At 69.3% G+C, this 5205-nt stretch carries 4 protein-coding genes and 1 pseudogene; all 5 read right to left on the bottom strand.

Annotation, left to right across the window (positions count from 1 at the left end):
• Positions 1–126: pseudogene (locus tag IE153_RS41005) on the bottom strand (ATP/GTP-binding protein); the annotation flags it as partial.
• Complete coding sequence (locus tag IE153_RS41000) at positions 107–685, bottom strand: DUF742 domain-containing protein (RefSeq protein WP_189594764.1); 579 nt, start codon at positions 683–685, stop codon at positions 107–109. The gene IE153_RS41000 and the pseudogene IE153_RS41005, both read right to left, overlap by 20 nt.
• 94 nt (positions 686–779) lie before the next feature.
• Complete coding sequence (locus tag IE153_RS40995; RefSeq protein WP_003993185.1) at positions 780–1193, bottom strand: roadblock/LC7 domain-containing protein; 414 nt, start codon at positions 1191–1193, stop codon at positions 780–782.
• Positions 1194–1203: 10 nt separating this feature from the next.
• The gene (locus tag IE153_RS40990; RefSeq protein ID WP_189594763.1) at positions 1204–4515 is read right to left on the bottom strand and encodes a sensor histidine kinase; all 3312 of its coding nucleotides are present in this window, start codon (positions 4513–4515) and stop codon (positions 1204–1206) included.
• A 375-nt stretch (positions 4516–4890) separates the two neighbouring features.
• Positions 4891–5205: GTP-binding protein (locus tag IE153_RS40985; RefSeq protein WP_189594762.1), on the bottom strand; the 315-nt coding region annotated here is incomplete at its 5' end.

The raw sequence follows: 5205 nt of genomic DNA, 5'->3' as shown, positions 1-5205 counted from the left end.
CAGCGGGTTGATCTCCGAGACGGCACCCACGAACGTGGTCTTGCCCACGCCGAAGCCGCCAGCCACCACGATCTTCGCGGACGTGGTGGAGCGGGAAGGCCCTCCGCTAGAGCTTGCGAAGTCCACTGAGCACCCTTTCGAGCAGTGTCACGTCTGGCTGGCCGCCGGCGTTCTCGTCGCCGCCGGGCTGATGGATGGCGACCAGTCCCGCCTCCGCCAAGTCGGCGACGAGGATCCTGGCCACGCCGAGAGGGATCGTGAGGAGCGCCGAGATCTCGGCGACCGACTTGATTTCCCGGCAGAGGTTGCAGATCCGCTGATGCTCGGGCAACTGGCCCTGCATCTGGTGCGGCTGCGCAGTGGTGTGCACCAGCGCCTCGATGGCGAGCTGGTAGCGCGGGCGGGTCCGGCCGCCGGTCATGGCGTACGGACGCACCAGCGGGTTGTTCGACGACCCGGCGGGCGACGGCTCGGGGGTGCGGCGTTGCGGCTGCACGGGCTGGATGCGCGGGGCCGGCGGCTGGTCGTACGGCGAAGGGCCGGGGCCCTGCGGCGCGTACGGCTGCCGGTGGCTCGGTGCGGAGGGGAAGTTGTAACGGTTCGGGTTCTGACCACCGTCGCCCTGGCCCTGGGCAGGGCCGTACGACCAGTTGCCCGAAGACGAACCGCCTGGGGGTGTTGCCACTTTCTCCTCCTCCGACTGTGCCTGGCACCCATCGCTGTGGAGCCGCGTCCCGAAACCTTACGGCCACGGGACGCCAAAACGCACCGTCCGTCTGTTAGTTGAGCAGGCTCCCCTGGAGCTCTGCGCGAAGGTCCGGTGTCAGGACCGTACCGGCTCGGTCGACCAGCAGTGCCATCTCGTACCCGATGAGGCCGATGTCCGCCTCCGGATGTGCGAGGACGGCGAGCGACGAGCCGTCGGATACGGACATGATGAAGAGGAATCCCCGCTCCATCTCCACAACCGTCTGGTTCACCGCGCCTCCCTCGAAGATCCGGGAGGCGCCTGCCGTCAGAGACGTCAGACCGGAGGCGACGGCCGCGAGCTGGTCGGCACGGTCGCGGGGGAACCCTTCGGACATCGCCAGAAGGAGTCCGTCGGCGGAGACCACCACCGTGTGGGACACCCCCGGGGTGTTGTCCACGAAGTTGGTGATCAACCAGTTCAGGTTCTGTGCCGCCTGGCTCATCGGGCTCACACTAACGCTCCTGGTTGTAGGTGCTGTCAGGACCGAAGCCCTGGCCGTTCGTTTCACTGCCTGCGCTGCGTCCGCGCTGGACGCCCCGACGCAGGTTGCTCAGCCTGCCCCGGACGTCCTCCGGAGCGCGGGAGATCTGCGGCCCTCCCTGGGGGGTGCTTTCGGCGGCACCCTCGATCAGGTTGGCCTTGGGTACCCGCCTCGGCAGGCCGGAGGAGGTGACCCCGCCCGCCTTCGGCTTCCGGAGCGCCGAGGCCTGCTGCCACCGCTCGTCGTTGGCCGAGCGCCAGTCGCTGTCGCCGTTGCTCTCCGGGGTGGAGGCCGGAGGCTCCTGGCCCGCGTGCCGCGCGCCGCCCGTGCCGTTCGCACCGCTCGCGGTGGCTCCGCGGCGGGGAAGCCCGGCGTCGGTGAGCGACGGGGCGGCGGACTGGGTCGGTCCCGGACGGTCGAAGCCTACGCGGTCCTGCTCCCTCGCGTCAGCGGCCTGCGCAGATTCCGTTTCCGGGGTCTGAGAAGGGTACTGGCTCGGGTAGCCGTTCTGGTAACCGTCCTGCTGCGGCCAGTCGTCCTGGTGACGCCGCTGCTCGAACGCGGCGAAACCGCCCTGCCCGCCCGAGTTCGGTGCCGTGGGCTCCTCCTGGGCCGGCTCCGCATAGGAGGGCTCCGGGTAGCCGCCGTTCGGCGAGAAGGTGTCGTTCTGCGGCAGACCGCCGTTGGGCGCGTAGTACTGCTCGTCGTACGCAGGGCGCTGCGGCTCCTCGTACGCCGTGTGCCGCTGCTCGTCGTACGACGGCTGCTGCTGCTCGTACGGCGCCTGACGGTCGTACGCGGACGGCTGGTGCTCCGGGTAGCCGTTCTGGCCGGTGTCGTAGGCCTGTCCGGCGTCGTAGCCCTGCTGCCCGTTGTACTCGTCGCGGTACCCGGTCGGCTGGTCGGGCTGCTGGTTGCCCTGCCCGGGCAGAGCGGGCTGCTCGTGCGACTGCGACTCCAGGGCCGCCCGGCGCTCCTCGCGCATCAGGGAGCGGCCGACGGGGTCCAGCTCCCGTATGTCGTCGGGGACGTCGGAGTAGCGGCTGTCGTCGAAGCCGAGCTCCGCGGCCGTGCGCATGGACTGTTGGTTGAAGTTCTCGCCGCCGAAGTTCTGCTCCGGGATGATCTGCGAGACGGTGAACTCGTCGCGGTCCACGTGCTGCTCGCCGCCACCACCGTGGGTGATCGCGTCCGGCAGCATGACCAGCGAGGTGGTGCCGGCCTGCTCGCCCGAGGGGCGCAGCTGGACGCGGATGCCGTGCCGGTCGGACAGCCGGCCGACCACGAACAGGCCCATGCGCTGCGAGATCGCGGCGTCCACCGTCGGCGGGTTGGCCAGCTTGTGGTTGATGTCCGCGAAGTCCTCGGCGGTGAGGCCGATGCCCTTGTCGTGGATCTCGATCATGACGCGGCCGTCGGGAAGACGGGTCGCGGTCACGCGGACCTTGGTCTGCGGGGAGGAGAACGTCGTCGCGTTCTCCAGCAGCTCGGCGAGCAGGTGCACGAGGTCGGTCACGGCGCGGCCGTGGATCTCGGCCTCCGGCACGCCGGAGAGCTCGATGCGCTCGTACTGCTCCACCTCGGAGGAGGCGGCGCGCAGCACGTCGACCAGCGGGACCGGCTGGTCCCAGCGGCGGCCGGGCTCCTCGCCGGCGAGGACCAGGAGGTTCTCACCGTTACGGCGCATACGGGTCGCCAGGTGGTCCAGCTTGAAGAGGTTCTCCAGCTGGTCCGGGTCGGCCTCGTTGTTCTCCAGGTCGGTGATCAGGGTCAGCTGGCCCTCGATCAGCGACTGGTTGCGGCGCGAGAGGTTGGTGAAGATCGCGTTGATGTTGCCCCGCAGCAGGGCCTGCTCGGCGGCGAGCCGGACGGCCTCGCGGTGGACCTGGTCGAAGGCGCGGGCGACTTCGCCGATCTCGTCCGTGGTGGAGATCGGGATGGCCTGGACACGGGTGTCGACGCGGCCGGGGTCGGTGCGGGAGAGCTGGTCGACCAGCATCGGCAGTCGCTGCTCGGCGATACCGAAGGCGGCGTTGCGCAGCTGGCGCATCGAGCGGCTCATCTGGCGGGCGACCGCGCCGGCCAGGATGAAGGCCAGGAGCAGGGCGACCACGACGGCGGCACCGGTGATGTAGGCGTCACGCTGGGCGTCGTCGGCGATGTCGGACGCTTCGCTCACGGCCTTGTCGGCCATGTCCGTCTCGATCTTCTCGTACGCGTTGAACTTGAGGGTGTTGACCGCCCACCAGTTCTCCGCGGTGACGCCCTTCTCGGCGAGTGCGGCACGGGCGCTCGGGTCCGTGCTCGGCAGCGTCGCCACGGCCGAGATCATCGTCGTCGGGTTGGCGGGCGGCGGCACGTAGTCCGGGTTCTTGCCCTTGGCCTCACGGGCCATCGCGGCACCGTCGGCCTTGATCTTGGCCTCGGCGGTCTTGAGCTTGTCCGCGTCCTGCTGGGTGCCACCGCCGATGTACTCCTGCACGGCGATGCGCTCGAGGTAGGCGTACGAGGAGAGGGCGATGCGCTGGCTGGCGAGGTTGCCGGCGTCCGGGCCCGGCTTGACCAGGATGTGCATGCCGATGGACCGCTGCAGCGACAGGGCCGCCTTGGTCAGCTCGATGGCGTACACGGTCCGGCCGTAGCTGGTGATGTTGCCGGTGCCGAGACCGAGCTCGTTGGCGAACTCCGTCAGCGGGTGGGCGACCTCGACGTAGCCCTCTTCGGTCTGCACGCCCTTGAGCTTGGAGGTGTAGGCGACCTGGCGCAGGGTGGCCAGCTTGGGCTCCGCCTCGCGGAACAGCTTCAGTCGGCGCTCCAGGCCGGGCTTGGCCGGCATGTTCTGCGCCGCGGCGTCGAAGGCGTCCGCCGCCTCGTCCGTGGTCTTGCGGACCTGGGTGACGGTCGCCTTGTCCTGGGCGTTCTGGGCGCTGCCCTTCAGCAGGGGCGCGGCCGAGGCGTCACGTTCGTTGTAGAGGGCGTTGGCGTAGAGCAGCGAGGCGCGGACCAGGCGCGCGGTGTTCTCCGCGTCCTCGGCCTCCTGCCAGGTGTCGATCGAGCTCTTCACCTGGAAGCCGCCCATGACGAGGCCGACCACCACGGGTATGAGCAGGATCGCGTTGAGCCGGGTCGCCACGCGCCAGTTGCGCGGGGAGAGACGGCCGCCGCTCTCGGCGGGCGCAGCCGCCGGTTCCGAACCGGGCACGGGGGCGGGCGCCGCTGTGCGCGGCGGCGGGGTGAAGTTGCCCCGGGCCGACGGCTCGGGACTGTTCTTGCTTCGCCTCACTCGACCAACAACCTCTCGGCGGTCGGCACCAACGTTGTGCCGCAGTGTTCAGAGCCCAAGACGCCACGACGGACGCGTACGTCATTGACTATTGGGCAGTTCAGGCATTCCAGCACGACGACCTGCGCTCTTCCAAACAGTCCGGGGCGGGGAATCGACGTGATGTAAGCCCCAGATAAAACGGTCATAAAGAGCGAGCCCCGCCAAAAGGCGGGGCGATTGTGCGCGCAGCGAGACCGGATGTGCGCGACGAGTGGCCGTACCACCCGATTCCTCTGCCGAAACGTTATGAACACCTTGGCCGACCGTGTCAAAGGACACAGTCGGCTCCGGTGTATCTACGACAACTGCCGTATCGCACTTCTGAATTGGGTGCTACCTCAGCCGTGCCATCAGAGCGTGCTCGACCAGCGTGATCAGGGCACTCTTCGCGTCGGACCGGTGCCGGGCGTCCGTCGTGATGATCGGGGTGTCCGGCCCGATCTGCAGCGCCTCGCGCACCTCTTCGGGCTGGTAGGGCTGCTGCCCGTCGAAGCCGTTCAGTGCGACGACGAACGGCAGACCCGAGTTCTCGAAGTAGTCGACGGCCGGGAAGCAGTCGGCCAGGCGCCGGGTGTCCACGAGCACCACCGCGCCGATGGCGCCGCGCACCAGGTCGTCCCACATGAACCAGAAGCGGTCCTGACCGGG

It is taken from the genome of Streptomyces massasporeus (genome assembly GCF_014648995.1).
GTDB lineage: Bacteria > Actinomycetota > Actinomycetes > Streptomycetales > Streptomycetaceae > Streptomyces > Streptomyces massasporeus.
The sequence above is the reverse complement of the archived record's forward strand: the minus strand, read 5'-3'. Positions and strand labels throughout refer to the sequence as shown.